Annotated in this window: 27 protein-coding genes, 1 tRNA gene and 1 pseudogene; 5 read left to right on the forward strand and 24 right to left on the reverse strand. The window is 64.1% G+C overall.

The genetic code is table 11. The features are described 5' to 3' along the window. Positions 1 to 6 precede the first annotated feature (6 nt). Positions 7 to 948, reverse strand: a complete 942-nt coding sequence (locus SCA01S_RS11255; protein WP_062785540.1) for a peptidylprolyl isomerase — start codon at positions 946 to 948, stop codon at positions 7 to 9. A 74-nt stretch (positions 949 to 1,022) separates the two neighbouring features. Here SCA01S_RS11255 and SCA01S_RS11260 point away from each other — a divergent pair. Further along, positions 1,023 to 1,113 (forward strand) — tRNA-Ser (locus tag SCA01S_RS11260). A gap of 99 nt (positions 1,114 to 1,212) precedes the next feature. Next, positions 1,213 to 1,407: a hypothetical protein gene (locus SCA01S_RS22845; RefSeq protein ID WP_062785542.1), complete on the forward strand. Its 195-nt coding sequence runs from the start codon at positions 1,213 to 1,215 to the stop codon at positions 1,405 to 1,407. 282 nt (positions 1,408 to 1,689) lie between these two features. On the opposite strand, the pseudogene SCA01S_RS22850 reads toward SCA01S_RS22845, so the two are convergent. The 17 genes and pseudogenes from SCA01S_RS22850 to SCA01S_RS11350 all read right to left on the reverse strand — a co-directional run. Next, a pseudogene (locus SCA01S_RS22850) lies at positions 1,690 to 2,802 on the reverse strand (recombinase family protein); the annotation flags it as partial. Next, positions 2,723 to 3,124 carry an HVO_A0114 family putative DNA-binding protein gene (locus SCA01S_RS11275; protein ID WP_062785546.1) on the reverse strand — a complete coding sequence of 134 codons (402 nt, stop codon included), beginning with the start codon at positions 3,122 to 3,124 and terminating at the stop codon, positions 2,723 to 2,725. The pseudogene SCA01S_RS22850 and the gene SCA01S_RS11275, both read right to left, overlap by 80 nt. Before the next feature lie 131 nt (positions 3,125 to 3,255). After that, the gene (locus tag SCA01S_RS11280; RefSeq protein WP_157088948.1) at positions 3,256 to 3,609 is read right to left on the reverse strand and encodes a hypothetical protein; all 354 of its coding nucleotides are present in this window, start codon (positions 3,607 to 3,609) and stop codon (positions 3,256 to 3,258) included. Positions 3,610 to 3,653: 44 nt separating this feature from the next. Beyond that, positions 3,654 to 3,899 (reverse strand): DUF2274 domain-containing protein, encoded by a 246-nt coding sequence (locus SCA01S_RS11285; protein ID WP_062785550.1) that lies wholly within the window; start codon positions 3,897 to 3,899, stop codon positions 3,654 to 3,656. A gap of 1 nt (position 3,900) precedes the next feature. Beyond that, complete coding sequence (locus SCA01S_RS11290; RefSeq protein WP_062785552.1) at positions 3,901 to 5,163, reverse strand: TraB/TrbI/VirB10 family type IV secretion system protein; 1,263 nt, start codon at positions 5,161 to 5,163, stop codon at positions 3,901 to 3,903. Next, complete coding sequence (gene trbG / locus SCA01S_RS11295) at positions 5,160 to 6,188, reverse strand: P-type conjugative transfer protein TrbG (RefSeq protein ID WP_062785554.1); 1,029 nt, start codon at positions 6,186 to 6,188, stop codon at positions 5,160 to 5,162. Before trbG ends, SCA01S_RS11290 begins: the two co-directional genes overlap by 4 nt. After that, positions 6,185 to 6,868, reverse strand: a complete 684-nt coding sequence (trbF, locus tag SCA01S_RS11300) for a conjugal transfer protein TrbF (RefSeq protein WP_062785556.1) — start codon at positions 6,866 to 6,868, stop codon at positions 6,185 to 6,187. The genes trbG and trbF overlap by 4 nt, the downstream gene beginning before the upstream one ends. A 2-nt stretch (positions 6,869 to 6,870) precedes the next feature. After that, complete coding sequence (trbL, locus tag SCA01S_RS11305; protein ID WP_062785558.1) at positions 6,871 to 8,208, reverse strand: P-type conjugative transfer protein TrbL; 1,338 nt, start codon at positions 8,206 to 8,208, stop codon at positions 6,871 to 6,873. Between the two features lies 1 nt (position 8,209). Further along, complete coding sequence (trbK-alt, locus tag SCA01S_RS11310; RefSeq protein ID WP_062785560.1) at positions 8,210 to 8,527, reverse strand: putative entry exclusion protein TrbK-alt; 318 nt, start codon at positions 8,525 to 8,527, stop codon at positions 8,210 to 8,212. Positions 8,528 to 8,538: 11 nt separating this feature from the next. Next, a complete protein-coding gene (gene trbJ / locus SCA01S_RS11315) occupies positions 8,539 to 9,300 on the reverse strand; it encodes a P-type conjugative transfer protein TrbJ (protein WP_062785562.1) in 762 nt (253 codons plus the stop codon). Further along, entirely contained in the window at positions 9,297 to 11,735 is a 2,439-nt protein-coding gene (gene trbE, locus SCA01S_RS11320; RefSeq protein WP_062785564.1) for a conjugal transfer protein TrbE, read from the reverse strand. The genes trbJ and trbE overlap by 4 nt, the downstream gene beginning before the upstream one ends. A gap of 13 nt (positions 11,736 to 11,748) precedes the next feature. Further along, the gene (locus tag SCA01S_RS11325; RefSeq protein ID WP_062785566.1) at positions 11,749 to 12,030 is read right to left on the reverse strand and encodes a VirB3 family type IV secretion system protein; all 282 of its coding nucleotides are present in this window, start codon (positions 12,028 to 12,030) and stop codon (positions 11,749 to 11,751) included. Beyond that, complete coding sequence (locus SCA01S_RS11330) at positions 12,030 to 12,323, reverse strand: TrbC/VirB2 family type IV secretion system protein (protein WP_062785568.1); 294 nt, start codon at positions 12,321 to 12,323, stop codon at positions 12,030 to 12,032. The genes SCA01S_RS11325 and SCA01S_RS11330 overlap by 1 nt, the downstream gene beginning before the upstream one ends. A 50-nt stretch (positions 12,324 to 12,373) precedes the next feature. Continuing rightward, positions 12,374 to 13,402 carry a P-type conjugative transfer ATPase TrbB gene (gene trbB, locus SCA01S_RS11335; RefSeq protein WP_062785569.1) on the reverse strand — a complete coding sequence of 343 codons (1,029 nt, stop codon included), beginning with the start codon at positions 13,400 to 13,402 and terminating at the stop codon, positions 12,374 to 12,376. A gap of 170 nt (positions 13,403 to 13,572) precedes the next feature. Further along, positions 13,573 to 14,010 (reverse strand): ribbon-helix-helix domain-containing protein, encoded by a 438-nt coding sequence (locus SCA01S_RS11340; protein WP_062785571.1) that lies wholly within the window; start codon positions 14,008 to 14,010, stop codon positions 13,573 to 13,575. Positions 14,011 to 14,021: 11 nt separating this feature from the next. Beyond that, entirely contained in the window at positions 14,022 to 16,013 is a 1,992-nt protein-coding gene (locus tag SCA01S_RS11345) for a conjugal transfer protein TraG (protein WP_062785573.1), read from the reverse strand. 116 nt (positions 16,014 to 16,129) lie between these two features. After that, on the reverse strand, positions 16,130 to 16,429 hold the full coding sequence (locus SCA01S_RS11350) for a DNA -binding domain-containing protein (RefSeq protein WP_062785575.1): 300 nt from the start codon (positions 16,427 to 16,429) through the stop codon (positions 16,130 to 16,132). Positions 16,430 to 16,536: 107 nt separating this feature from the next. On the opposite strand from SCA01S_RS11350, the gene SCA01S_RS11355 reads away from it, so the two are divergent. After that, positions 16,537 to 16,800, forward strand: coding sequence for a helix-turn-helix domain-containing protein (locus SCA01S_RS11355; protein ID WP_062785577.1), 264 nt, complete (start codon positions 16,537 to 16,539; stop codon positions 16,798 to 16,800). Between the two features lie 38 nt (positions 16,801 to 16,838). Next, on the forward strand, positions 16,839 to 17,060 hold the full coding sequence (locus SCA01S_RS11360) for a helix-turn-helix domain-containing protein (RefSeq protein WP_062785580.1): 222 nt from the start codon (positions 16,839 to 16,841) through the stop codon (positions 17,058 to 17,060). Here the strand turns inward: SCA01S_RS11360 and SCA01S_RS11365 are convergent. The 5 genes from SCA01S_RS11365 to SCA01S_RS11380 form a co-directional block, all read right to left on the reverse strand. Next, positions 17,043 to 17,990, reverse strand: a complete 948-nt coding sequence (locus SCA01S_RS11365) for a LysR family transcriptional regulator (protein WP_062785582.1) — start codon at positions 17,988 to 17,990, stop codon at positions 17,043 to 17,045. The two genes, SCA01S_RS11360 and SCA01S_RS11365, sit on opposite strands and share 18 nt — an antisense overlap. A gap of 19 nt (positions 17,991 to 18,009) precedes the next feature. Next, positions 18,010 to 19,005: an aldo/keto reductase gene (locus SCA01S_RS11370; RefSeq protein ID WP_062785584.1), complete on the reverse strand. Its 996-nt coding sequence runs from the start codon at positions 19,003 to 19,005 to the stop codon at positions 18,010 to 18,012. Between the two features lie 212 nt (positions 19,006 to 19,217). Then, entirely contained in the window at positions 19,218 to 20,054 is an 837-nt protein-coding gene (locus SCA01S_RS11375) for an MBL fold metallo-hydrolase (protein ID WP_062785586.1), read from the reverse strand. Between the two features lie 21 nt (positions 20,055 to 20,075). Continuing rightward, positions 20,076 to 20,402, reverse strand: coding sequence for a hypothetical protein (locus tag SCA01S_RS21795; protein ID WP_084390942.1), 327 nt, complete (start codon positions 20,400 to 20,402; stop codon positions 20,076 to 20,078). 7 nt (positions 20,403 to 20,409) lie between these two features. After that, positions 20,410 to 20,955 (reverse strand): hypothetical protein, encoded by a 546-nt coding sequence (locus tag SCA01S_RS11380; RefSeq protein WP_062785588.1) that lies wholly within the window; start codon positions 20,953 to 20,955, stop codon positions 20,410 to 20,412. 169 nt (positions 20,956 to 21,124) lie between these two features. On the opposite strand from SCA01S_RS11380, the gene SCA01S_RS11385 reads away from it, so the two are divergent. Continuing rightward, complete coding sequence (locus SCA01S_RS11385; protein WP_062785590.1) at positions 21,125 to 22,024, forward strand: LysR substrate-binding domain-containing protein; 900 nt, start codon at positions 21,125 to 21,127, stop codon at positions 22,022 to 22,024. 18 nt (positions 22,025 to 22,042) lie between these two features. Here SCA01S_RS11385 and SCA01S_RS11390 read toward each other — a convergent pair whose 3' ends face one another. Beyond that, entirely contained in the window at positions 22,043 to 24,091 is a 2,049-nt protein-coding gene (locus SCA01S_RS11390) for a relaxase/mobilization nuclease domain-containing protein (RefSeq protein WP_062785675.1), read from the reverse strand. Positions 24,092 to 24,257 lie beyond the last annotated feature (166 nt).

The following is a 24,257-nucleotide window of genomic DNA, read 5'->3' on the forward strand; positions in this document are numbered from 1 at the left end:
GGCGCGTCACGGCTTCTGGCGGATGGGCACCGGCACGTTGCAGATGTCCACCCCGCCGGCCGGGCGCACGTAGAACGGATCGCGCCGGTTGGCACGGGCATCGGCATAGCGGGCAAAGCTGGCGCTGGCGGTGGACAGATACTGCCACGTCGGCAGGCCCGGCACCGCATCGCCCAATCGCACGCGCTGGATCGGCGTGCGCTCGGTGGCCTGGCGATAGAAGCCCATCTCACCTTTGCCTCGCGGCAGGCTGGATAGCCATTCCATCCCGGCAATCACCCGGCCGACCACCGCGATGTTGCGATCAAGCTGGCGTGGCGCATCGCCGATCACGGCATAAAGCTCCGCACCGCTGCCGGCGTCGGGCGGCATGTCGCGCCCCACGCCCACCGTGCCATAGCAGTGCACTGGCCAGGTTTCGGGCGCCTCGCCCGGGCCCGTGGCGATCGGCCAGCCGTGATAGAACCGTGCCTGAGCGGCATAGATGCCATCGGCAATGCGCGGCCCCTCCAGCGCCGGCGCGGCCCCGGCGGTGAGCGTATAGGCGCCCTGCGACACGCTCAGCAGCGACGGGGGCAGGGGCCGCGCCTTGGCCTTGTCCTCCGCATCGGGATCGCCCCATTGCACGACATAGCCATCCTGCACTCGAGTGATCGCCGTGCCATCCCACCAGTGCGCGGTGGCGAGCTTGCGGATATTGCCCACCCAGCCTTGCGACCAGGGCGCGGGCAGCAACTGGATAACCACCTGCCGCGCGGCGCCATCCGCCGCCGGCGCCAGGTCCATCACCAGCAGATCCTCGGGCGCGATCGCCACCCAATCGGCCGCCGGCGCCGCGCCCACGATCTCGGTCGGGCTGGGCGGAACCGGGGGCGCAGGCTGCTGTGCCTGTGCATAACTTGCAGCCGAAATGGCCAGGATCAGCGAAGCGGCGGGGCGGATCAACATTTTGCCGTTGTGATCACCAAACCGCCCTTGCGCAACCCCACATGGGCGGCTAGTGGGCGCCTTCCAGTGCATGCGGAGCGGTGGCCGAGTGGTCGAAGGCGCTCGCCTGGAAAGTGAGTATACGTCAAAAGCGTATCGAGGGTTCGAATCCCTCCCGCTCCGCCATTTCAGTCCCATAGTGGGCACGCCGATTACCGCCGATTTCCCGCTAGAGACCGAAGCAAGCGTCCGCAGCAGCGCTCCCTTCGATCCCATGATGCGGACATGGCTCTCCCCGACTTCGACACGCTGGGCGAAGGCGCGCAGGTGATCCCGCCGATAGCCGCCTCCTTCCAACCGGAGGCGTTTGCGGGCGGCACTGGCGAAGGTGCGCAGAGTTGCCGGGGTGACGGCCATGCTGCCGGAGTTTTCAAGCTGGGCCTGCGCACGCTCCGAATCAGCCTGTGCCTGATCGCGTAGCGTCCGAAGGGCAATGACGCGATCTTTCAGCGCCGGATCGTTCAGATCGACGACGCCGGCTTCGATCGCCTCGTAGAGACGCTTCAACCGAAGCTCGGTCTCGGCCGCCCGCTTGTTCAGTTCGGCAATGTGCTCGCGGCGACGCTCGGCCTTTTCCTCGCGACGGTCGAGGATCGAGGCCAGGATTTCCTCAAGCCGTTCGGGCTGGAGCAGCCGGTTCTCGATATGATCGCAAACAATGGCGTCGAGTTGCGGCATCGGGATCGAGCGGCCGGAGCAGCCCGTCTCGCCCTGTCGGGCCTTGATCGAGCAGGTATAGTAGCGATAGCGCCCACCCTTGCCGGTGCGGATGGTCATGGCTCCGCCGCACTTCTCGCAATGGCAGATGCCAGTCAGCAAGGTCGGCCCGCTGACGACGCGCGGCGGTGTCACCTTCGGATTGCGGACCCGCAAATGCTCCTGCACTGCGTCGAACGTCTCCTGATCTATCAGGCGCGGCACGGGTACTACGACCACTTCGCTGACCGGCTTCAACTCCTTGGACTTGGAGCGCTTGTTGAACTCGTGCTCGCCGATATAGGTGCGCCGGGTCAGGATGCGGTGAAGCTGGCCGATGCCCCAACGTCCGCCGTCGCGGGTGAAGATGCGGTTGCGGTTGAGATAGTTGACGATGGCCTTGACGCCCATCGGGCCTGAGCCACCTTCGCCGTGGAGCGCCAGCCGATAGATCAGTCGCACGGTGTCGGCGTGCAAAGGGTCGATCTCCAGCTTCTTCTTGGTCTTGGAGCCGCGCTGTTCGGCTGCGATGATGCGATAACCGATCGGCGGCAGCGCGCCATTCCAGAAGCCCTGCCGGGCATTCTCCTTCAGCGCGCGCATGACGTGCTTGGCGTTTTCCTTCGACTGATATTCGTCGAAGAGCGCCATGATCCGCCGCATCATGTCGTGGATCGGATCGTCACCCAGTTCCTGCGTGATGGAGACGAGCCGAACGCCGTTCTTGGCGAGCTTCCGATAGTAATATTCCATATCGAAGGCGTCGCGGAAGAAGCGCGAGAAGCTGTGAACCAGCACAACATCGAACGGCGCAGGCTTGGACGTGCCCGCCTCGATCATGCGCTGGAACTCGGGCCTGCGATCGTTGGTGGCGGAGTTGCCCGGTTCGACGAAGGTTTCGACAAGCTGAAAGCCGCGCGCCTCGCAATAGGCTTCGCCCTGCTTGCGCTGGTCAGGGATCGACACGTCATGCTCGGCCTGCCGTGCGGTGGAAACGCGCAGGTAAAGGGCGGCACGGGTGGCGACCAGCGGAGCTTCTTTATTCATGGGCGGTCTCCTTCGGACGTGAGGCTTTACGCCGTGGATTGGCAAGGGCCAGTTCCAGCACGACGCGATCATGGACAAGTTTGGGAGCGAGCTTCTTGCCGCTCCGCTCCATGCGGATGATGCCGTAACCGACCATCGCTTTCAGCGTGCGTGAGAGATTGGATTTGGCGCGGCCGGTCAACTCGGCCAGCGCATCGAGCGAATCCGGTTCCCGCTCGGCGATCAGGCGCAGCATTTCACGGTTCGGCGCGGACAGAACCTTGGAAAAGGATTCCGTCGAGATGAACCACACCTTGGGATCGTCGGGCGACGGCCGCTCCTCGCCCCGCGCAATGCGCAGTGTTCGGGCCTTCATCTCCTCGGTATCGGCAATGCCGATTTTCAGTGTGGTCATGGCGCGCAGGCTCCGTAGAGGCGCTTGCCGACCCATATGGCATGTCAGGCGGCGAAGCGGATATTCGCCATTATAGTTATCATAGTAACATATCTATTTCAAGAAAATTCCTCTTGCCTGCTCCGGCAGGATCAGCCGGGTTTGCCGAACAGTTCGTCGAGAATGTCGCCGAACCACGCCTCGAACAGGTCGATCTCAGCTTCCGTTACCGGCACGCGCTCGGGCCAGTCGTCGGAGACGGTCCAGTTCTCCGCGACCGACGTAATCGTATGGCGGGCAGTCGGATATTTCAGAGTCGGCCCGTCTCCCTCCTCGCCTTCGATATAGTCGTAAAGGTCATCGGGCAGCGTGCCTGCGACGGCACGCGCCCGATGCTTGGGCTTAGGGGTGGCGTGGCGTCGCGGCATGGTTTGGGCGTCCAGCAAATATATAGGTGTCGATGCTCTTGGCTGTTCACGGCAAAAGGCCGCCTCATGATCGAGCATCACCCTTGGGTCATGTGAAGTCGGTCTATCCTGATAACGCGATCTCACTTAGCGATCGCAGCGCCGGGCGACGGCGCACCCCGCCGCGCCTTCGCGAAGCCGCGATCCGTTGCCATGAAGCGCTCCAGCATGGGCACGATCAGACGAACAGGATCGCAAACAGCCTGCCCGGCTTCGCGGGCGAGGATGTCGGCATAGGCGGCAAGATCGCGATGCAGGCTGGCGGGCAGTTCTAGTGTGACCTTGACCGGCTTGTCGTCGACGATGGGACCGAGTTTCAGCTTCGCCATGTCAGCCTCCGTAGGGTTCGAGGACGAGATCGCGCGTGACGATCACGCGGACCGGGAAGCCGGGTCGGATGGTGAGCGTCGGCGCGATGTTGAGTTGGCGCTGCACAATCTGCTGCCCGGTCTGGCTGATACTATTCGATGCACCGTTGCGCAGGGCGCGCACGATGTCGCTCTCGCCGCTCGACGAGCCGGATTCGGCGCCGACGCTGAGCAATGTGGAGAGCGCCGCGGCCTTGAACAGCTCGCCCCAATGGTAATCGACGCCATCCTCAAGCCCGGCATAGCCCTCGGCGTCCGCGCCGGGCTGGCGTTCCAGCACGATAGAGCGGCCGTTGGGGAAGATCAGCCGGTTCCAGACGAGCAGGATGCGCCGCTGCCCGAACCCCACGCCGCTGTCATACTGGCCGATGACGCGGGTGCCCTGAGGCACGAGCAGGATCTTGCCCGTCGGGCTGTCATAGACATTCTCCGTCACCTGCGCGGTGATCTGGCCGGGCAGATCGGAGCGGATGCCGGTGATGAGCGCGGCGGCGATCACCGCGCCAGCCTGAAGCACACTCTTCGACGCGAGCGCTGCAACACGATCCGGCGAGACAGTGCGCTTGTCCGGCGTCTGGTTGAGGAAAGCGAGTTGCCGATCCTGCGCCGAGGGCGTCGCCGGCTGCGGCGCGAGGCCGAGGCTGGCGAGATCGGTGGGCGGTGAAACGGTCGCGGCGGGTTGTGTTGTCGTCGTCGTATTACCCGGCCGCGTCTCCGTAGAGGCGAACAGCCGCGCGGTCCGCGCCGATTCCAGTTCCTGCGCCCGACGCTGTTCCTCCGGTGTCGGCCCTACAGGCCCCGAAGGGGTGGCGATCCCCGGCGTCGGCACGGGCTGGCCGGCATTCTGCGCGTTGAGGATCGGGCGGCCGAGATCGCCCGGTAGCGGCGGGCCGAGCTTGGGGACGCCGCTATAGTCCTTGGGTAGGCCGGCGAGGCCATCCGGTGTGGTGCGGTTGTCGGTCGAGATCAGTTCCTGACCCTGATCGCCGCCATGACGGGTCTGGAGTGCGTAGATCAGCGCACCGCCGATGCCGACGCTGGCGGCAAGGCCGAGACCAGCCAGCACCTTGCGCGACAGGCGAGTCACGCGCGGCGGCTCAGGCCGCAGCCGCATGGGCGCGACCGGCTCGCCGGTCAGCGGGCGTGCATCATCCTCCGGCGTCTCCACCGGATACGGCGTGACTGACTTGTGGCCTTCTTCCTTTTCGGGATCGTTCTGGCTCACGACGCCGGCCTCCCGTCAGTCCGGGAGATGCGCACCCGCTTCTGGTCCTTCCCCGCGCCGAAGCGCAGTTCGGCGGCAGCGAACAGCCGATCGACGATCATGTAATTGCCGCGCACCCGGTAGTTCACCAGTTCGGATGTGGCGCCCTCGGGGCCGACGACGAACAGCGGCGGCATCTCGCCCTGGCTGATGCCGCGCGGAAACTCGATGAACACCTGCCGGCCATCGTCGAAGGCGCGCAGCGGCCGCCATGGCGCCCGGTCGCCCGACACGTCGTAACGGAAGTTGACGCGGGACAGGTCGATGCCATTCGCGACCGGCTGCTGGGCCTCGGCCTGGCTGTTCTGGCGGCGCAGCGCGATGAGCTGGTCCTGCGGATATTGCCAGGACACCGACGCCATATAGGTCGAAGGCGTCGAGCGCAGTTCCATGTGATAGGTGCGCCGATCGGTGTTGATGACCAGATTGGTCATCAGCTCGGCGCGCGTGGGTTTGACGAGGATATGCACGACTTTCGCTGCACCCGTGCCGCTCTCGGTATCGCCGATGATCCAGCGCACGGTATCGCCGGCGGCGACGGGACCGGAGCCGACGAGCTGTTCGCCGGGCTGGAGCGATATGTCGGTGATCTGCCCCGGCGAGGCATAGACCTGATAGAGCGCGCCATCGACGAAGGGATAGACCTGCATCGAATTGATGAAGCCGTTACGCACCGGCTGCATCCGCGCGGCGGCATTGGCCTGGTTGACGCGCGCGGTCGGATCGGCGGCTTCCGGCTCCGGCTTGCCGTCCTTGCCGACCGGTTTCAACTGGCCGGGAAGCGGCAGCGGCTTGGGCAGTTCCACGACCTGCACGGGCTTGGGCGGATCGGCGGCGATGACGGCCGGGGCCGCATCGTCATAGGAAATCTCCGGCGGCGGTATGTGCCCCGCGCAGCCCGCGAGGGCAGAAGCGGAAAGCAGGAAAGCCGCGAGTGAGGCATTGCGGAAAGCCGGCCTCCCAGCTTTGCGGAAGGTCGGTGTCATTGTCCAAGCTCCTTCGACCAGTTGATGGCGTTGATGTAGATTCCCAGCGGGTTCTTCCGCAGCGCGTCGGCATCGCGGGGCGGCTGCACGGCGACGGTGAGGATGGCGGACCAGCGTTCGGTGCTGGCGAGCGATCCGTCCTGATAGCGGCGCTCGATCCAGGCGACGCGGAAGCTCGATGGCGAGGCGCGGATCACGCTCGACACCTCGATCGCGACCTGGCTCTTGCCGACCTTGGCGAACGGATCGTTCGAGCGTGCATAGTCGTTGAGCGCCAGCGCGCCGGCCTGCGTGGTGAAGTCATAGGCGCGCAGCCAGTTCTGCCGCACGATGATGGCGTCGGCCGGAATGCCCCGGACCTGTTCGATGAAGCGCGCAAGGTAGAAGGCGATCTGCGCGTCATTGGGCTGATAGTCGGCGGTGGCGGGCGCAATCGCCTGCGCCTGTCCAAGCCGATCGACCTGCACCACCCACGGCACGATCGAACCGTTCATCGACTGCCAGAACAACCCGGCCGAGAGAGCGGCGGAAAGCGCCAGCGAGCCGAAGGCCATCAGCCGCCAGTTCTTCGCTTGCACACGGGCCGAGCCGATGCGGTCGTCCCAGACCTGCGCGGCGCGCTGATAGGGCGTCTCGGGTTCGGGGGATTTGCCGTAATGGGTGGAGGGTCGCTTGAACATGGTCAGTCGCTTTCGGAGAGGTTGACGGAAGAGCCGCCGCCATGGGCATCGCCGGACTTGACGGCGTGGGCGGCGGCCTGGACGCCGTGCGTCACCTGCTGGCCGCGCTTCATGCGCCTGGCCCAGGCGGGCGGACTGTCGGTGGATGATGCAGCGGCGGTCGGCGCGGCAGAGGCGGATTCGTCAGCGGATGCGGCTTCACCGGAAACGGCTCTTCCACCCGCTTCAAAGCTCTCGCGCATCGACGCGGCGGCACGCCGGAACGGGCTGGCGATGGCCGAACCGGCTTTCGATGCGCCGGTCGAGGCGACATTGCCGAGACCGGAGGCGACGCCGGATGCGCCGGACTGGCCGGCCGCGCCAAGGCTGTAGGCGGTGGACGCGCCACCCGCGAGCGTGGCCCCGCCACGGGCAGCGGCGGCAGCACCTCCGGCCAACGCAGCACCGCCCGATGCCACCGCGCCGATCGTGGCCGCACCTGCCGCGACCATGCCACCAGCGGCGAGACCCGTGCCGATCGCCGCGCCCGCGCCGAGCTGCGGGCCGCCGGAGACGAGACCGTTGGCGATGCCGGGGCCGAAGATGCCCAAGCCCAGCAGAGCCAGGGCCGCGAGCACGATGGTCATGGCGTCGTCGATCGAGGGCGTCGCGCCGTTGAACCCGGCGGTGAACTCGGAGAACAGGGTCGAACCGATGCCGATGATGACGGCGAGCACCAGCACCTTGATGCCCGAGGAGATGACGTTGCCGAGGACGCGCTCGGCCATGAAGGCGGATTTGCCGAACAGGCCGAAGGGGATCAGCACGAAGCCGGCGAGCGTCGTCAGCTTGAACTCGATCAGGGTGACGAAGAGCTGGACGGCGAGAATGAAGAAGGCGAGCAGGATCAGCGCCCAGGCGAACATCAGGCAGGCGATCTGGATGAAGTTCTCGAAGAACGAGACCCAGCCCATCAGGTCGGAAATGGAATCGAGCAGCGGCCGGGCGGCGTCGAGGCCGGTCTGCGCCACCTTGCCGGGGCGCAGGAGATCGGCCGTGGTGAACCCGGTGCCCGATGCCTTCAGGCCGAGGCCGGCGAAGCTCTCGAAGACGATGCGGGCGAGATTGTTCCAGTTGCCGATGATGTAGGCGAACACGCCGACGAACAGCGTCTTCTTGACCAGCCGCGCTATGATGTCTTCGTCGGCGCCCCACGACCAGAACAAAGCCGCCAGCGTCACGTCGATGACGATCAGCGTGGTGGCGATGAACGCCACTTCGGGGCGCAGCAGACCGAAGCCGCTATCGATATAGCGGGTGAAGACATCCAGAAAATGGTCGATGACGCCGGCGCCCTGCATCTCAGCGGCTCCCGTTCTGGTCTGGTGTGGACGGGGTTGGTGCGGTCGGCACCGGGGACGCCGGCGCGGGCTGGCCCAGGAAGCGGCGACGGTTTTCGGCCCAGGCGTGAAGGCAGGACGGATCGCGCCCACCGGCTTCGCCCATTGCGCCACAGCGCGCGAGTTCCACGCGCAGCGGATCTCGCGCAGGTGCAGGTTGCGCCAGCGTGACCGGATCATCCGGCTGCTCAGTGGGCCGGTTCATCTCGATCGCGGTGGCGGTGATCGCCAGCGCGACGAAGATGATGGCGCCGATACGCGCGAGGGTCTTGCCGTCCATCACGCCCCCGCTCAGTTGTTGCCGTGGAACATCTGCGCGTTGCCGGGCTGGTAGCCCGATCCCGGCGTCAGGAAGCGGCGGCGCTGTTCCTGTCCCTGTGCGGCGGCGGCAGAGCGTTCGGCATCCGACAGCGCCTGCGCCCGGCCATTGGCGGCGACGAGCGCGGTGAGGTCGGCGAGCTGCTGGGCCTGGAGCGCGAGAAGCTGGTTGCCCGCCTGCGTCGCCTGCAACGCGCCGGTCGCCGACTGGCTCGATCCGACCAGCGCCGACATCTGCGTGCGGTTGGTGTCGATATTGCCGACGACGGTGGCCTGCACGCGCATCGCGTCCTGCAAGCCGCCGACCGTGTTCTGCCAGCGCGATTTTGCGTCAGCGACGAGCTGCGCGTCCGACGCCGACATCGAGGCAGTCGAGTATTTCTGGCTGAAGACCTGATCGATCTTCTGAACGTCATAGGCGATGTTCTGTGCCTGGCTGAGCAGTTGCTGGGTGCGCTGCACCGATTGCTGAAGCTGTTGCAGCGACGAGTAAGGCAGGCTCGCGAGGTTGCGCGCCTGATTGATGAGCGACTGCGCCTCGTTCTGGAGCGATGTGATCTGGTTGGTGATCTGCTGGAGCGAGCGCGCGGCGGTCAGCACGTTCTGCGCATAATTGGACGGATCGAACACGACCCATTGCGCATGGGCGGGCGTCGTGACGATCGGCGACAGGGCCAGCGGGACGGACAGGATGGACGCGGCAAGCAACGCCGCGCGTGAACGGCGCAGTTTCATTGGGACTTCTCCTTGTTGGTGAGGTTGGGAATGAGATCGGCGGCCCAGCCGACGCCGCGATGGCGCAGCCAGGCATCGAGGAATCCGTCCGCGCCGTGCTCGGCCATGACGGCGGCGATGGCGGTCTGATCGGTCTTCGAGGATGCGGCGCAGAGCGCCAGCGCCACGTCCGACAGGCCCAGCTCGAACAGCCGGTTGCCGCGCCGCGACTGGCAGTAATAGTCGCGCTTCGGCATGGCCCGCGCGATGATCTCGATCTGGCGGTCGTTGAGACCGAAGCGCCGATAGATGGCAGTGATCTGCGGTTCGATCGCGCGCTCGTTGGGGAGCAGCAGCCGGGTCTGGCAGCTTTCGATGATGGCGGGGGCGATAGCGCTGCCGTCGATGTCGCTGAGCGACTGTGTAGCGAAAATGACGCTGGCGTTCTTCTTGCGCAGCGTTTTCAGCCATTCGCGGAGCTGACCGGCGAAGCCCTCGTCGTCGAGCGCGAGCCAGCCTTCATCGACGATGATGAGGGTTGGCGATCCGTCGAGCCGGTCCTCGATCCGGTGGAACAGATAGGACAATACGGCGGGCGCAGCCTCGGTGCCGATCAGTCCCTCGGTCTCGAACGCTTGGCAACTCGCCGTCCCGAGATGTTCGGCCTCGGCATCGAGTAACCGGCCCCAGGCGCCGCCGATGCAATAGGGACGCAGCGCCTGCTTGAGATCGTTGGACTGCAACAGGACGCACAGGCCGGTGATGGTGCGTTCTTCGACCGGTGCGGAGGCCAGCGAGGTCAGTGCCGTCCAGAGATGCTCCTTCACTTCCGGGGTGATGGCGACGCTTTCGCGAGCGAGGATCGCGCCGATCCAGTCGGCGGCCCAGGCGCGTTCGGCGGCGTTATCGACGCGGGCAAGCGGTTGAATCGCGACGGAGGATTCCGAGCTGTCCGTCAGCCCGCCGCCCAGATCGTGCCAGTCGCCGCTCATGGCGAGTGCTGCCGCACGGATCGAGCCGCCGAAGTCGAAGGCGAAGACCTGGGCACCTCTGTAGCGCCGGAACTGAAGCGCCATGAGCGCCAGCAGCACCGACTTGCCCGCGCCGGTCGGGCCGACGATCAACGTGTGGCCGACATCGCCGACATGGAGGGAAAACCGGAACGGGGTCGAGCCTTCGGTCTTGCCGAACAGCAGTGGGGGTGCTGCGAAGTGCTCGTCCCGTTCCGGCCCCGCCCACACCGCTGACAGGGGAATCATGTGGGCGAGATTGAGCGTGGAGATCGGCGGTTGCCGGACATTGGCATAGACATGCCCCGGCAAGGAGCCGAGCCAGGCGTCCACCGCGTTGATGGTTTCCGCCATCGCGGTGAAGTCGCGGCCCTGAATGACCTTCTCGACCAGCCGCAGCTTCTCGTCGGCGATGCGCGGATCGGCATCCCACACCGTCACCGTCGCGGTGACGTAAGCGATGCCGGCATAGTCCGCACCGAGTTCCTGCAATGCGAGATCGGCGTCGGCCGCCTTGTTCGACGCATCGGTATCGACCAGCACGGATTGCTCGTTGGTCATCACCTCCTTGAGGATCGCGGCGATGGATTTGCGCTTGGCGAACCACTGGCGGCGGATTTTTGTGAGGAGCTTCGTCGCGTCGGTCTTGTCGAGCAGGATGGCGCGGGTGGACCAGCGATAGGGAAAGGCCAGACGGTTCAGTTCGTCGAGCAGGCCCGGTGTCGTCGCCGTCGGGAACCCGGTGATGGTCAGCACGCGCAGATGCTGGCTGCCAAGGCGTGGCTCCAGCCCGCCGGTCAGCGGCTGATCGGCGAGCAGCGCGTCGAGATAGATCGGCGTTTCGGGGACGCGCACGCGGTGCCGGTGCGTCGATACGCAGCCGTGCAGATAGGTCAGCGTCTCGCCGTCGTCGAGCCAGCGGCATTCCGGCATGAAGGCTTCGATCAGGCGGAGCAGCCGATCTGTGCGGTCAGCAAAGGCGGACATGACCTCGTTGGGGTCGATGCCGCTCTTCTCGCGACCCTCATAGAGCCAGGTTTCCGCGCGGGCTGCGTCTTCAGCCGGCGGCAGATAGGTGAAGGTCAGGAAGTAGCTGGACTCGAAATGCGACCCGGCTTCCTCGAAATCGGCTTTCCGTTCCGCATCGACCAGCGCCGATGCGGAATCCGGGAACACGCTGTTCGGATAGGTCGCGGCGGCATGGCGCTGCGCCTCGACGAAGATCGCCCAGCCAGAGCCGAGACGACGGAAGGCATTGTTCAACCGCCCGGCGACGGCGACCATCTCGGCCGGCACCGCCGAATCCAGATCGGGACCGCGAAACCGCGCGGTGCGCTGAAAGCTGCCGTCCTTGTTGAGCACGATGCCGGAACCGGCCAGCGCCACCCAGGGCAGGAAGTCGGCGAGCCGGGCATTTTTGTTGCGATATTCGGCGAGGTTCATCATGGCCGTGCGCCCTTCAGACCGAAAGATGCGCGGGGATGCGCAGATGGCGGCGGCCGACTTCGACGAAGAGTGGATCGCGCTTCGCCGCCCACACCGCCGCGAAGTGACCGATTGCCCAGATGGCGATACCGACGAGCCAGAGGCGCAAACCGAGGCCCACGGCTCCGGCGAGCGTGCCGTTCATGATGGCTATGGCGCGCGGCGCGCCGCCGAGCAGGATCGGTTCGCTGAGCGCCCGGTGCAGCGGAACGGTGTAGCCGGGCACGTCTCCGCCCTGATCGACGACGCCCGTCATCAGACCAGCGCCCCGCCGCCGAACGAGAAGAAGGACAAGAAGAACGAGCTGGCCGCGAACGCGATCGACAGGCCGAACACGATCTGGATCAGCCGGCGGAAGCCGCCCGATGTGTCGCCGAACGCCAGCGTCAGGCCGGTGGTGATAATGATGATGACGGCGATGATCTTGGCGACCGGGCCTTCGATCGATTGCAGGATCTGTTGCAGCGGCTGTTCCCACGGCATCGATGAGCCGGAGGCATGAGCGGGCGCGGCCATCACCACGCTGAGCGCCGCGACCGATACGGTCATGGCGAGGCATTGGCGAGCATGGGTGAAGCGCGAGAGGTGCAGACGTTGGATCACAGGGAGTCTCCTTCAGGGATGGGATCGAGGGCGAGGCTGGTGGGAGCCGGTCCGCCGTCGCCCTCCTTGACGGCGGGCAGGACGCGGTAATCGCCGTCGGGACCGAGGCCCGCGACGCGGGCGAGTTCGGACAGGCGGCGTGCGGAGCCTCGGCCGGAGAGCACGGCGACGAGATCGATCGTCTCGGCGATCAGCGCGCGCGGGACGGTGACGACGGCTTCCTGGATGAGCTGTTCCATCCGGCGCAGCGCGCCGATGGCGCTGCCGGCGTGGATCGTGCCGACGCCACCGGGATGGCCGGTGCCCCATGCCTTCAAGAGGTCGAGGGCTTCCGCGCCGCGCACCTCACCGATAGGGATGCGGTCGGGGCGCAGGCGCAAGCTGGAGCGCACGAGATCGGAGAGCGAGGCGACGCCATCCTTGGTGCGCATCGCCACCAGATTGGGTGCGGCGCATTGCAACTCGCGCGTATCCTCGATGATGACGACGCGATCGGCGGTCTTCGCCACCTCCGCCAGCAGCGCATTGGTGAGCGTCGTCTTGCCGGTCGAGGTGCCGCCGGCGACGAGGATGTTGGCGCGAAAGGCGACGCCTTCGCGCAGCGCATCGGCGTGGGCGGCTGACATAATGCCGGCCGCGACATAATCGTCGAGCGTGAACACGGCGACGGCGGGTTTGCGGATGGCGAAGGCCGGGGCCGCGACGACGGGCGGCAACAGTCCCTCGAACCGTTCGCCGGTCTCGGGCAGTTCGGCCGAGACACGCGGGGCGCCGGCATGGACCTCGGCGCCGACATGGTGGGCGACCAGGCGCACGATGCGCTCGCCATCGGCGGGTGACAGCCGCTCGCCGGTGTCGGACAGTCCCTCGGAGAGCCGGTCGATCCAGATGCGCCCGTCCGGGTTCAGCATCACCTCGACGACGGCGGCGTCTTCCAGAAAGCGGGCGATGGCCGGCCCGAGCGCGGTGCGCAGCATTCGCGCGCCGCGTGCCAAGCCTTCCGAATTGTGATGCGAAACCGCCATTCGATCCCCGATCTCGCCGGGGACACATCAGACGGTCCCCGGACGGGGATGATTAAAAAAGCCCGAAATGGGGCCGGTTCAACAACTATCGAACGGCGTGCGGGTATCGGCGAGAAAAGGCGGCAATCGGCGGAATTGGCTATTGGCCGACCGCCGCCATTGGCCTGCCGTTACTGTGAATTACCGGAATCGCTACGTCGCGAGTCAATGTCGCGCGACAGCTCCTTCAGGAACCGATCGCCGGTCGCGAGCTTCCGGCCAAGCGTTTGCAGAAAGCCCTCGAACCGCTCGGTGCCCTTGGCGCGCGCCGATGGATGCGCGCTGTCGGGCAGCGGCGGCGTGATCGTCATCCAGAAGCGGATGAACAGCGAAAGTGTTTCGCCGAGGATGGCGAGGTCTTCGTCCATACCCTCGATCTGACGGCCGATCCGGTCCATCCGGCGCGCGAACACCGCCTCCAGCCGCTCCGAGGCATCGGCCGAAAGAAAAGACGCGACGGCGGCTTCGATCACGGCCGATTTTGAGATGTTGCGGCGGAGCGCCAGCGCCTCGACTTTCTTCAGAAGTTCCGGCTCGAAATAAACGTTCATGCGGGTCTTGGTCTGCATGGCCGCGCCCCTCACAACTCGATGCCGTCGACCGGGTCCATCGTCGCTTGGGCGGCGTTCGATGTGACCTGAAGGCGGAGGCGGTTGGCCTTGGCGGCGTCCACATCGGGATCGTCGTCGAGCAGGTCGAACTCACCGATGGCCGGGCGTTCGGGTGGCGCGATCTCCTCGTGATCGGGCAATTCCGGTTCGCGGCGAATACCGGCATTGGCCGGATCGACGATCGTGCTGCCGGCATTGCCCTGCGCCGCCCCTGCCGGACCGGACGGGATTGCCAGTGCCGACCAGTCGTCGGCGGGAGGCGTTATCGGCGTCCTCGCCGCGTTCGGTTTCGGCGGCGGCAGTATGCGCTCGCGGAATCGCGCATCCTCGTAATAGCGCGCCTTCTTCGCCCGCACCGGCGGCACGCCCGCGACCAGCAGCAGTTCGTCGGCGGGCGGGAGTTGCATCACCTCGCCGGGCGTGAGCAGCGGGCGGGCCGTCTCCTGCCGCGACACCATGAGATGCCCAAGCCACGGCGACAGCCGGTGCCCGGCATAGTTGGTGGAGTCGCGCATCTCGGTCGCGGTGCCGAGCGCGTCCGACACGCGCTTGGCGGTGCGCTCGTCGTTGGTGGCGAAGGCGACGCGCACATGGCAGTTGTCGAGCACGCTGTTGTTCGCGCCGTATGCCTTCTCGATCTGGTTCAGCGATTGCGCGATCAGGAAACTCTTGATCCCGTAGCCTGCCATGAAGGCCAGTGCGGACTCGAAGAAATCCAATCTGCCGAGCGCCGGGAACTCGTCCAGCATCAGCAGCAACCTATGACGATTGGCGGAAGTCTTCAGGTCTTCGGTCAGGCGACGACCGACCTGATTGAGCAGCAGGCGGATCAGCGGCTTGGTGCGGTTGATGTCGGATGGCGGGACCACGAGATAGAGGCTGACCGGTTTTTCGCCCACGACCAGATCGGCGATACGCCAGTCGCAGCGCTCCGTCACCTTCGCCACGACGGGATCGCGGTAGAGACCGAGGAACGACATGGCGGTGGACAGGACACCTGATCGTTCGTTGTCGCTCTTGTTCAGCAGCTCGCGGGCCGACGAGGCGATGACGGGATGGACGCCGGCTTCGCCCAGGTGCGGTGTGTTCATCATGGCGCGCAACGTCGCCTCCACCGGGCGCTTCGGATCGGAGAGGAAGTTGGCGACGCCGGCCAGCGTCTTGTCGGTTTCTGCATAGAGAACGTGGAGGATCGCGCCGACCAGCAGCGAATGGCTGGTCTTTTCCCAATGGTTGCGCTTGTCGAGCGCGCCTTCGGGATCGACGAGGATGTCGGCGATGTTCTGCACGTCGCGGACTTCCTTGTCGCCGCGCCGCACCTCCAGCAGCGGATTATAGGCCGACGACGCCGGATCGGTCGGGTCGAACAACAGCACGCGGCCGTGCCGCGACCGGAAGCCGGCCGTCAGTCCCCAATTCTCGCCCTTAATGTCGTGGACGATGACCGAACCCGGCCAGGTCAACAGGGTCGGCACGACAAGACCGACGCCCTTGCCCGAACGTGTCGGCGCGAAGCACAGCACATGCTCGGGGCCGTCATGGCGGAGATAGTCGCGGTCGAGCCGGCCGAGCAGCACGCCGTCGGGGCCGAGCAGTCCAGCGGCTTTGACCTCCTCCGGTTCAGCCCAGCGTGCCGATCCATAGGTGGCGACGTTCTTCGCCTCACGCGCCCGGATCACCGACAGGGTGATGGCGACGACGATCGAGACGAGCGCGCCCGACACCGCGATGCCCGCGCCTTCGATGAAGATGTGCGGCGCATAGGCGTCGTAGCAATACCACCACCAGAAGAAGATCGGCGGATAGTAGAACGGCCAGCCGGCCACCTCGAACCAGGGCGCGCCGAGCTGCGCCTGAAAGCCGAGCCGCCAGGCTGTCCATTCGGTCGCGCACCAGATTGCGGTGAATACGATCGCCAGAACGAGGGCGACTTGTCCCCACAGGACGCGGCTTCCCGACATACAGGCTCCAATCGGCAAAAGAGACGGAGCCGATCAGAGAATAGCCGCATCAGCCAGAAGCAACAGGAAATCCCAAGCGTCGGGGTTTCGGATACCATGGCGAAGAAAAAGGACGGTCAATGCCGTAAGGATCGCGCCTCGGCCACCGCCTGTTCGAGAATCTTCCTGTAGCCAGTCTTCGTCATCCAGCGGGCACGGTCCATATGACTTTGCCAACAGCGGCGCGAGCGTCCAGCCTCCGCCGCCGGATCGCGGTGTAGCACGATCCGGGCGACCTCGCGCCAGTCCGCGCCCTCCGCTTCCGCGTCGAGTAGACGCAGATAGGTCACGAAATGCGCCTCGTCGTAGATCGTGATCTCCGACGCGGTCGGCGCCAGGTCATCGACATCGGGGTCAAGCTCGGGTCGCACCCGCATCGGATGGCTCTCCCTCGGACCTAATGCCCAGAGCAATCCCGAAATGGGATAATCCTGAATCAGGATTAGCGGATTGGCTCCCCCTTTTCAATGGAGAGCCGCCCCGAATGCAAAAATCCTTGCGCACGCCCCGACAAATCCTGCTGCAATCTCTCCTCGTCGAAGCGCGCAAGGCCAAAGGACTGACACAGGCTGATTTGGCCGATGCGCTGGGCAAGCCGCAATCCTTCGTCGCCAAGTATGAGAACGGTGAGCGACGGATTGATGTCGTCGAGTTCGTGGACATTACTGCGGTCCTTGGCATTGCCACCAGTGATCTCCTCACGAAGATCGAGCCAGCCGTCGCGAAAACGCGACCGGCAGCACGGTGAATACCACAGATCATTCCGACGCTGGTTCCTCTCATGTCATGGACCTCAAGGAGGTCATGGCGGTCAATCTGCGTCGGATTCGTCATGATTGGAACATGACGCAAGAAGATCTGGCGGATCGCGCTGGCCTGAGCGCCCGCTATATCGGCGCGATCGAACGCGCGAACGTATCGGCGACCGTCACGGTGTTGGGACAGATCGCCGATGCGTTGAAGGTCGAACCGGGCGAATTAGTGAAGGCGTCAGATCGCGCCCGTTGAACGACTTATTTGAGTGGCGAGGTCGAGCAGGTTGATCAATGCCGGATTGCGATTGTGTGGTGACCACACGGCGGTGAACCGTGCCGGCTCGGTTTCATCGGCGATTGGTTGGAATACAACGCCGGGAAACGGCACGTGGGTCGTCGCTTCGCTGGTGAGTGTGATGCCGTCGCCCGAAGCGACCATGCCCATGAGCGTGTCGCGCGCCACATCGCAGCGATGAATGCGTGGCGAGCGTTGCCGTTCGCTGATCCGGCGCACGACATGCTCGAACACCTGTGGTCCGGTCCCGCCGTGACGGACGAGGAATAGCTCGTCCACGAGATCGAGCCAGGTGATCGTGTCCCGTCCGGCCAATGGATGATCGAGCGGCAGCGCCACCAAGATCGGTTCGCACCACAGCAGGCGGGAATGGCAGTCGGGTGCGTTTACAGGGCCGACCACGAAGGCCGCATCGAGCTTGCCTTCTCGCACCATTGCGATCGTTTCGGTGGATCGTCCCTCCAGCACCGATTGCTGGATCATCGGATAGCTGGCGCGATATTCTCGACGTAGATTGGCGAGAAATCCAGATGCGATAGAACTATGCAGGCCGATATTGAGTGTGCCTTCGACACCCTCGGACATCGCGCCGACCGTTCTTATAGCATAGTCGAGCTGTTCAATGCCGGAAGATACCTCGGTGACGAAGCGGCGTCCTGCCTCGGTCAACCGGACGCCACGATGGCGGCGCTCGAATAGCAAGATGCCAAGGGTCTCCTCCAGAGCCTTGATCCGGGTACTGACGCTCGACTGCGTGACGCCAAGATTATTGGCGGCATGTCGGAAGTTCAAATGATCGGCAACGGCAATGAGTTCTACTAAAGAGACAAGAGGTATTCTCCCGCTAGAAATTCTCACATTGCCCGGGACATGCCTTGCTCGCTTCATTGAGCCGACCGAACTCTATTCACTCGAATGCGTTGACAGGGTGCGGCACGTAGTCCGCCTCCAGCGCCGCGATCTCGTCATCATTCAACGCAATCTCCAGCGCAGCTATGGCGTCATCAAGATGATGGGTTTTGGAGGCGCCCACAATCGGCGTCGACACCTCGGGTTTGGCCACAACCCAAGCGAGCGCAATCCGCGCCATCGGCACGCCACGTAAGCGAGCAATGCGCTCGACGGCTCCGATCACGGCATTGTCCGCGTCTTCCGTTGCCGCATAGAGCGAACGGCCAAAGGCATCACTCTCACTCCGTTTCGTCTGCTCTCCAGCAGGGCGCGTCAACCGACCACGGGCCATCGGACTCCACGGTATGAGGCCCACGCCCTGATCCTTACAGAGCGGGATCATTTCGCGTTCTTCTTCCCGATAGAGCAGATTGACGTAGTTTTGCATGGTGACGAACGGGGTCCAGCCATTGGCTCGCGCTACCTCCTGCGCCTTGGCGAATTGCCACGCGAACATTGAGGATGCGCCGATGTACCGTGCTTTGCCGGCCTTCACGACGTCATGAAGGGCCTCCATCGTTTCCTCGATCGGAGTCCCGTAGTCCCAGCGATGAATCTGGTAGAGGTCGACATAGTCCGTTCCGAGACGTGCCAGGCTCGCGTCGATCTCGGTCATGATCGCCTTGCGGGAGAGGCCCTTACGGTTGGGCGCCGCACCACCTTCAAGCATTCGCTCCGGGAAGAATATCTTGGTCGCGATGACTGTCTCATCTCGGCGCGTGAACTCCTTTAACAGCTTGCCGACGATCATCTCGGACGTGCCAGCCGAGTAACTGTTGGCGGTATCGAAGAAATTGATCCCCTGTTCGATGGCCCGCTTAATGATCGGCCTGCTGTCATTCTCGCCAAGCGTCCAATCGTGGATGCCCGCGTCGGGCACGCCGAAAGTCATGCACCCCAGACAGAGCCGCGAGACATCGAGGCCGGTCGACCCGAGCTTCACATAGTCCATGGTCGTTCCTTGTAAGACGTAGCGACCGTCTTAATTTCCGGTCTGCCTCATTGAATCATGCGACCGTTTCGTCGCGCTGCTTGAGCTAGAGCATTTCCAGCCGAAGCGTGTTCGCTTCGGCATCGGACAATGCGGCAAAGACAAAAGGATAGAGTATTTCCGGTGATCCGATGATCACCGGAAATGCTCTAGTGCTGAGCGCGCTACGCTCATCACTCATAATCGATGGCATAGTTCTCCCCGTCTCGCCTGATATGCGCGAAACCGAGTTCGCCGAGGTGCATCCCTGCGATCAGCAGCCGCTCGGAGCTCACGAGGTCCAGGAGCCTCGACCGTGTTGAGGCGGCAAGATGGGAATCCTGATCGAACGCGATCGTCACATCCGGGCGCGGAATCTGAATCTGGGGGAAATGGACAATATCTCCCCAGACCAGAAGATTCTGGCCGCCGGATTCAAGACGATAGCCGGTGTGCCCGTCTGTGTGGCCTGGAAGCGGCATCGCTGTCATGCCGGTAAGCACCTCACCGGCATCGAAGGTGCGCAGTCTGTCGCGATAGCCCTCGAATGCCTGACGCGCCACGAGGAAGTTGCCACGGGCGCGCTCAGGCGCGCGGCTCAGATTGCCGTCATCCTGCCAGAACGCGACTTCCCGATTGTGGACGACAAGCTCGGCATTCGGGAAGGCGGCTTCTCCTGAAGCGTCCATCAACCCTCCGACATGATCGGGATGGGCGTGCGTCAACAGGATCGCGTCGATCTCGGAAGGCTGGATGCCAGCGAGCAGCAGATTGCTTCTCAATCGACCACCCCACTGCTTGAAACCACCTGCTCCTGCGTCGATCAGGACCGTGCGACCGCCTCCGCGCACAAGGTAGCAGTTGATATGGATAGAGGTGTGATCCTTTATCCCCGCATTTTCTTGCATACGGGAGGCATTGTCCGGGTCGATATTTGCGAGAAAATCGAAACTGGCGTGGAGATAGCCATCGCTAACTGCGGTGATATTTAAGTCACCGACCTGTTTACTGGGAAATGCAAGCTTAGACATCGTTTTTCTCCAAGCATCAGCTCAATTTCGTGCGTGAATGCTAGACGCCGCATAACCAAAGCAACGGATACGCGCGGTGACACCGATATTGTCCTTAATGGCGTCGTCCAGCTTTTCCATGAACCGCTCCATGATCGGCGGTGTCCGAAATGGCTCAAGTCGATATTGGATTTCTGCAAAGGCCGGGTGCCCTCGACCGTGCCGAACAGCGACATAAACGATATGCACATTCACCAATGCAGCCCGGAGAATGCCCGTGCAGAGTTCGGTGCATTGCTCCGTGAGTTCTGCGAGTGCTTCGTCCGGCGGCATCTTGTCTGCCGGGATGTAGATCGTGACATTCGGCATTGGGGGCCTACCGTGCCTTCTTGAAGGCAGCGTTAGCGTCACTCGTCAATTGCGGCGTCATCGGCATATACACATGGACATCTTCCGGTAGGTTCTCGATGTCAGGCGCCTGGCTGCGCTCCACCTTGGCAAGCCAGCGATATTCCGGGAACTTCTCCATAGCGACCGCCTGCATCGCATAGGGGGTGAGGCCCAACTGGATCAGCGGCTCCGGTCCTTGTGCGCTCAACGCCAGATATTCGCCTTCACCAATTGCCGGTGCCCGATCGACGCCGCCATAGAGGTTTCGATGCCAATCGGTGATGTGCTGCTGCCAGCGCGCGAAATTACCGCCACCCTTTTGGCGGTATTCCTCACCCGTCAGGATGTCGAGGCCGTCGATCGAATGAATGGCGAGATAGACGGGACAGCCGCGGCTCAACGCTTTGAAACGCTGCGAGGTGTGAAACCCGTTCACCGAAATGAGGGCAGGCAGTTTGTCCAGGCTGTAAAAGTCGTTCCATTCCGCTTCGCTGCCCGGATCGGCAAAGCTGCATTCCACTGTATAGATCATGGCACCACCTTCGACCGGAGGCAGGGGGCTTCCGGTCTTGTCTAACGTTGATATTTTCTCATGATAGGCTACCAATTATCGCCTATATATCGAAATTGGATCATGCTTCAGTGATCTAATGTCAATGTTACGGCGGATAGAATGCCAAACCAGCCTGTCAGGAGCCGTCATGCGCCGCAAGATTCCCAGTAATTCCGCACTCATGGCGTTCGAGGCGGCGGCGCGTCATGGCAGCTTCGCTCGTGCTGCCGACGAACTGGCCCTGACCGAAGGGGCGATCAGCCGCCAGATCGGTCGGTTGGAAGCTTTCCTCGGCGTCACGCTGTTCGAGCGGGTCGGCAATCGTGTCCGGCTTTTGCCGAATGGAGAGCGTTATGCCGTTCAGGTTCGCGAGTCACTCGACCGGCTGGAGCATGACAGTCAATATCTGATGGGGCAGCCCAGCGATGGCGCCAGCCTCGACATCGCCACTATCCCGACATTTGCCGCACGTTGGCTCATTCCCCGATTGGCGCGATTTCGGGAAAAGAACCCAAACATCATCGTGCATCTCACCGAACGAATGGAGCCTTTTGTCCTTGCCGGAAGTGGTTTCGATGCCGCGATCCATTTCGAACATCCCGCATGGACGGGAATGAGAACGCATCGGCTATTACACGAGACACTGGTTCCGGTTTGTCACCCGGCGCTGCTCGATCCAGGCAAAGGGGCGATATCCCTTGACGAACTACCACGCCTTCATCGACGTCAGAACCCGGATGCGTGGCAACGCTATGCACAGGAAACCGGAATCGTGCTGACCAATCCTGCGGTTGGTGCCCGTTACGATCTTCACTTTATGCAAATCGAAGCCGCGTTGGCCGGCCTCGGCGTTGCGCTGGTGCCTCGCCTGTATATCGAAACGGAGTTGGCGGAAGGTCGCTTGGTAGCACCTTGGCCTGATGGTGAATCGATCTCCAAGACCTTCTGCCTCATCCTGCCAGAGCCGATCCGATTGAGTGATGGTCCTATCCAGATTTTTGCGAATTGGCTTCTCAAGGAAGTGCGATCGTCGAATCCGACGCTTTGAAGGCGGCCCCTACATTTGTCATAATCCAAGCCCTTTCTGCCTCCCAAACTGCCAAGATACCGATCCGCCTTGCACAACGCCGGTGACCTCACGCCCAATCTGACGGTCGATAACCGGCCGCCACGGGACCAACGTGAACTCATGGCTTTTCTCGACGATGGCGAACTTGCCGCTGGATAGCTGCGCCGTCCCGGTGAAGGTGCCGGTGACGGTTTCACCGTCGGCAGCGGCACGGAACGGTAGCGATTTCTGGGCCGCCAGCTCCTCGCCCGCGCGGGTGACTTCGCGCTCCTGAAGCGTGGCTATCAGATTGCGCCGATAAGCGATACGACCGTCCGCCTGACGGATGGCATCGCCTCGGTCGATCAGAGTCTCGCGTCGCCGCTCCATCGCCTCGCGCACCTGCTCGCCGAAACCGGCAGGCGACAGGTCCGACGCGCCTGCACCGACCAACCGCCGATCGAGCCAGGTCGCGCCGTCCGATCCGATCTGGCGCTCGAGGTCGAAGGTCGAAAGGAGACGGATATTGGCACGGGCATTCCGGCTCGCGTCGTGCGCGGTGGCGCGCGCCTCGAAATCCTCTGGGATGCGCCATTGATCGGCGTCGATCCGCTCCACGATCCCGGCACGCCGCAACGCTTCCAGGCGACGGACATGGGCATCGATGAAGCCCTCATAGTCCCCACTGGGCACACGGCCATCGAACCGGGCCTGCTCCAGATGCCGGCTCGGCCGATAGATGCCATCCTCGGCCATACCGGCGATGGCCCGATCGGATGGACGGACGGCGCTATCGGGTGGCCCGATCTCGATGATGCTGCCGATCCGAGCGTCTTCGACACGGGCCGGGTCGATGCCGGCGACATGGTGCGTGCGCCCGTCGATCCCATCGACCACCAGCGTCAGGTTCTCGCCCAACTCGTCCGACAGATGCTTGTCGATGACGCGGCCGACGATCGGCGCCGCTGGCACGGCATCGTGAATCTCGAAGCTCATTGGATCGCGCTCGGCACCCTCGGCCCGAAGCGCCTTCTGCATGGTGCGGACGATATCGCCACGCTCGCCCATCTCGCGCAGGGTCAGCTCCAGCCGCTCGCTCAACTCCCAGACACCGGGCGCATGCTCGGTGGCGAGGCCCATGGCGCCGAGCTTGCCGAGACGGCGCAGCCGCATGGTCCGATCGGACTGGCCGCGCAGATCGTCCGGCTCATGGCGCAGGTCGATGAAACGGTCATCGGCTTCGGCGATCATCGCCCGGTCGATACGGGTGAGCCGGTCCTGGTCGATCTCCGCCATGAGCTTGCGGCGCTGCTCGATCTCGGTGACGGGACCAAGTTCCAGCGTCGCCAGTTCGCTTGCCCGCTCGCGGATGCCGCCCGCAAGATAATCGCCATTGATGACGAGATCCTCGCCTGGGGCGTCGCGGCCATTGACAATGACATGGACATGCGGATGGCCGGTGTTGTGGTGATTGACCGCGACCCAATCGAGCTTGGTGCCGAGGTCGGCCTCGACCTGCGCCATCAGCTCGCGGGTATAGCCGGTAAGGTCGGCGAGATCGGCGGCGTCCTCGGGCGAGACGATGAATCTAAACTGGTGGCGATCGTCCTTGCCGCGATCGAGGAAGGCATCGCCATCGGCGCGATCGTCTGTCGCGGAATAGAGCCGGCCGCGCTCGCCATCGCGGGCGGTGCCGTCGCGCTGGATATAGCGCAGGTGGGCGGCCGCCTTGCCGCTGCGCCCGGCGGCGCGAACCGACCGGGATTTGACGATGACGCGGCGGCTGCCGGATTGGCGATGGCTCCAGCCGTTTGACAGATTGCGGGCGCGCACGAAGGATGCGCCGCGCCCGCGCTGCACACCCCGGCCGGAAGCGATGACACTCTGACCGTTCGCCGTCCGGCCCGGGCCACCACCCTTCACCGATCGGCTGCGCCCGGTTCCGGTCTGCTGCTGGCGGGCGATCTTGCGAACCTTGCTGAGAAAGCTCCTGGCCTGTCCCGCCTTCACGCCGTTGGAGCGGACGCGGCCGGGCTTCGGCCGAAAATGATCGTCGTCGTCGCTCATGGCCGCCGATCCGCCCAAAACCGGCGATTTCGGGCAGGAGTGCCGCGAGAAACGCGGGAAATGCTGATTTTGCCGCGCCTCGCGGCACTATGATGGCCCGGAGACGGTGCCGCCCCAAACAGTGTGCAGACAAGGGCTTGCCCTGCGGATCGGACCCATAGGGTGC

The organism is Novosphingobium capsulatum NBRC 12533 (genome assembly GCF_001598375.1).
Classification (GTDB): domain Bacteria; phylum Pseudomonadota; class Alphaproteobacteria; order Sphingomonadales; family Sphingomonadaceae; genus Novosphingobium; species Novosphingobium capsulatum.